3 tRNA genes and 3 rRNA genes are annotated in these 3975 nt (G+C 55.5%); all 6 read right to left on the reverse strand.

The annotated features are described in order from the left end of the window. A tRNA-Met gene (locus FE811_RS26010) sits at positions 1-77 on the reverse strand. Between the two features lie 61 nt (positions 78-138). Next, a 5S ribosomal RNA gene (gene rrf, locus FE811_RS26015) occupies positions 139-253 on the reverse strand. Between the two features lie 139 nt (positions 254-392). After that, a 23S ribosomal RNA gene (locus FE811_RS26020) occupies positions 393-3239 on the reverse strand. A gap of 328 nt (positions 3240-3567) precedes the next feature. After that, positions 3568-3643: transfer RNA gene (locus FE811_RS26025), tRNA-Ala, on the reverse strand. 23 nt (positions 3644-3666) lie between these two features. Next, a tRNA-Ile gene (locus tag FE811_RS26030) sits at positions 3667-3743 on the reverse strand. A 171-nt stretch (positions 3744-3914) separates the two neighbouring features. Further along, positions 3915-3975: ribosomal RNA gene (locus FE811_RS26035) — 16S ribosomal RNA — on the reverse strand; the annotation flags it as partial.

Below are 3975 nucleotides of genomic sequence, written 5' to 3' on the forward strand. Positions count from 1 at the left end.
TGGTTGCGGGGGCAGGATTTGAACCTGCGACCTTCAGGTTATGAGCCTGACGAGCTACCGGGCTGCTCTACCCCGCGCCATTTGCATCGCGTGGTTTGCGGTGCTTTTTCGTTCCGAGAGATTTTCGCTTCTTTTCAGGTCTGGCGGTGACCTACTCTCCCACGTCTTTTGACGCAGTACCATTGGCGCGACGGCACTTAACGGCCGAGTTCGGGATGGGATCGGGTGTTTTGCTCGTGCTAAAGCCACCAGACCGGAAAAGGAGCGAAATCGGCGTTTCCGCTTCCCTTCGGGCTTTCGCCGCTTCGGGATCGGGAAGACATTGTCCAAGGATGCTTTTGGAAGAAGGCGGGCTGCTTGTCCTTGACAAGCTGGTCTGTCTTCTTCCGGATCAAATCAAGCCTATCGAGCGATTAGTACCGGTCAACTGAACGCATTGCTGCGCTTACATCTCCGGCCTATCGACGTGGTGGTCTTCCACGGCTCTCAAGGGATACCTTGTTTTGAGGGGGGCTTCACGCTTAGATGCCTTCAGCGTTTATCCTGTCCGTTCATAGCTACCCAGCACTACCGTTGGCACGATAACTGGTCCACCAGTGGAACGTTCACCCCGGTCCTCTCGTACTAGGGGCAACTCCTCTCAAGTATCCTACACCCACGGCAGATAGGGACCGAACTGTCTCACGACGTTCTAAACCCAGCTCACGTACCTCTTTAAATGGCGAACAGCCATACCCTTGGGACCTGCTCCAGCCCCAGGATGAGATGAGCCGACATCGAGGTGCCAAACGATGCCGTCGATATGGACTCTTGGGCATCATCAGCCTGTTATCCCCAGCGTACCTTTTATCCGTTGAGCGATGGCCCTTCCACTCGGGACCACCGGATCACTATGGCCGACTTTCGTCTCTGCTCGACTTGTCAGTCTTGCAGTCAGGCTGGCTTCTGCCATTGCACTCGACGAGCGATTTCCGACCGCTCTGAGCCAACCTTCGCGCGCCTCCGTTACTCTTTGGGAGGCGACCGCCCCAGTCAAACTACCCACCACGCAGGGTCCCGGACCCGGATAACGGGCCGCGGTTAGACATCAAGAGTGCGAAGGGTGGTATCTCAAGGATGGCTCCACCGGAACTGGCGTCCCGGGCTCAATGCCTACCACCTATCCTGCACATCGCAATCCTGATGCCAGTGCGAAGCTATAGTAAAGGTGCATGGGGTCTTTCCGTCTAACCGCGGGAAGTCTGCATCTTCACAGACAATTCAATTTCGCTGAGTCCACATTTGAGACAGCGGGGAAGTCGTTACGCCATTCGTGCAGGTCGGAACTTACCCGACAAGGAATTTCGCTACCTTAGGACCGTTATAGTTACGGCCGCCGTTTACCGGGGCTTCAATTCAAGGCTTGCACCTCTCCTTTTAACCTTCCGGCACCGGGCAGGCGTCAGACCCTATACGTCGCCTTACGGCTTCGCAGAGCCCTGTGTTTTTAGTAAACAGTCGCCACCCCCTGGTTTGTGCCCCCCGCCGACAGTTGCCTGCCAACGGGGCCTCCTTCTCGCGAACTTACGGAGGTATTTTGCCGAGTTCCTTAAATGTGGTTCTCTCAAGCGCCTTGGTATTCTCTACCAGTCCACCTGTGTCGGTTTAGGGTACGGTCTTGTGGAGGGCTATTTCCAGGAACCGCTCAGCAGCTCCTCCAATCCGATAAGGAGGAACTACACCTGCGATCCGTCACCATCTCCTGGCCCAGGAATATTAACCTGGTTCCCATCGACTACGCCTTTCGGCCTCGCCTTAGGGGCCGGCTTACCCTGCTCAGATTAGCTTTAAGCAGGAACCCTTGGACTTTCGGCGACAGGGTCTCTCACCCTGTTTGTCGCTACTCATGTCAACATTCTCGCTTCCGATCACTCCACCGGATGCCTTACGGCCCGGCTTCACAGTAAAGCTCGCGCCTCCGCTATCCCACCCTCTTGCAAGGGAGACAGGATAGAAAAGGCAAGAGCTTATATCACGGAACGCTCCGCTACCGCGTGCATAAATGCACACCCAAAGCTTCGGCTCGTGGCTTGAGCCCCGTTACATCTTCGCCGCAAGACCTCTTGACTAGACCAGTGAGCTGTTACGCTATCTTTAAAGGATGGCTGCTTCTAAGCCAACCTCCTGGTTGTTTTGGAAGTCTCACATGCTTTCCCACTTAGCCACGAATTGGGGGCCTTAGCTGTTGGTCAGGGTTGTTTCCCTCTCCACGACGGACGTTAGCACCCGCCGTGTGTCTCCCGGATAGTGCTCCACGGTATTCGGAGTTTGCTTAGACTCAGTAAGGCTGTGGGCCCCCATCATCCATGCAGTGCTCTACCCCCGTGGGCATTCGTCCGAGGCGCTACCTAAATAGCTTTCGCGGAGAACCAGCTATCTCCAGATTTGATTGGCCTTTCACCCCTAGGCACAAGTCATCCCGACCTTTTTCAACAGGTGTGGGTTCGGCCCTCCAGTTGGTGTTACCCAACCTTCAGCCTGCTCATGCCTAGATCATCTGGTTTCGGGTCTGATCCATCTAACTCATTCGCCCTTTTAAGACTCGCTTTCGCTGCGCCTACACCTAACGGCTTAAGCTTGCTAGATAGACCAAGTCGTTGACCCATTATACAAAAGGTACGCCGTCACCGCGCAAGGCGGCTCCGACTGCTTGTAGGCGTCCGGTTTCAGAAACTGTTTCACTCCCCTCGTCGGGGTGCTTTTCACCTTTCCCTCACGGTACTGGTTCGCTATCGGTCAGCAAGGAGTACTTAGCCTTCGAGGGTGGTCCCCCGATCTTCAGACAGGATTTCACGTGTCCCGCCCTACTTAATGCGTCCGATCAAACTTCCCATACGGGGCTGTCACCCGCTATGGCTGGCCTTTCCAGGCCATTCTGGTCATTCTCACGGCTCGGCTGGTCCCCGTTCGCTCGCCGCTACTGGGGGAGTATCTGTTGATTTCCTTTCCTCCGGGTACTTAGATGTTTCAGTTCCCCGGGTTCGCTCTTAAAACCCTATGTATTCAGGTGATAAGTACCTGGTTAACCCAATTGTTGATACCCAAGGGTAACAACAATCGAGTTTCAGGTGGGTTTCCCCATTCGGAGATCCATGGATCAAAGCTTATTCTCAGCTCCCCATGGCTTATCGCAGAGTATCACGTCCTTCATCGCCTCTTGCTGCCAAGGCATCCACCAAACGCCCTTATCGCGCTTGATTTGATCCGGAAGAAGAAAGACCCGTCATCCCGAAGAAAGGGGGCCCGTCGATCCCGCGTCCTTTTGCATTGCGCGGGGGTCGCTTCCGGTCAAAAGCATGTACGTTTCCCGCCCCTTCCCATGGAAGGGACTTTGTTCCGTCCGAGGACGGAACATGGTTAGTGTACTTGACTTGGACAACGCTGCCGTTGGTCTTGACGACCACCGCAACCCCACTCGGTTGCGGCCGACAACGCCGATTATCTCTCTGAACGATGTAAAATGCTCCGAAGAGCAATGCGTCCGACAGGACGAGAAAGCGCGAACCGCTTTCTGATCATGTCGGGAAATGGTGGAGCCTAACGGATTCGAACCGATGACATCCTGCTTGCAAAGCAGGCGCTCTACCAACTGAGCTAAGGCCCCGCACGGGTGCCAGGATAAGGTGATGGTGGGTCGAGGAGGACTTGAACCTCCGACCTCACGCTTATCAGGCGTGCGCTCTAACCACCTGAGCTACCGACCCATTCACAGGCCGGACACCCCTCGTGTCCACCAAGGGGATCACGGCGGGCCTGGCTCTCGATTGCTGAAGGGATATGAGGACGGTCCGACCGTCGAATGTGACATCCTGATCTGGATGCCTGCTAAGTCGATGCACGAGACGGGCAAGCCCCTCTGCCAGCATCTTCCTTAGAAAGGAGGTGATCCAGCCGCAGGTTCCCCTACGGCTACCTTGTTACGACTTCACCCCAGTC

Source organism: Paracoccus sp. FO-3, from assembly GCF_006386455.1.
Taxonomy (GTDB): domain Bacteria; phylum Pseudomonadota; class Alphaproteobacteria; order Rhodobacterales; family Rhodobacteraceae; genus Paracoccus; species Paracoccus versutus.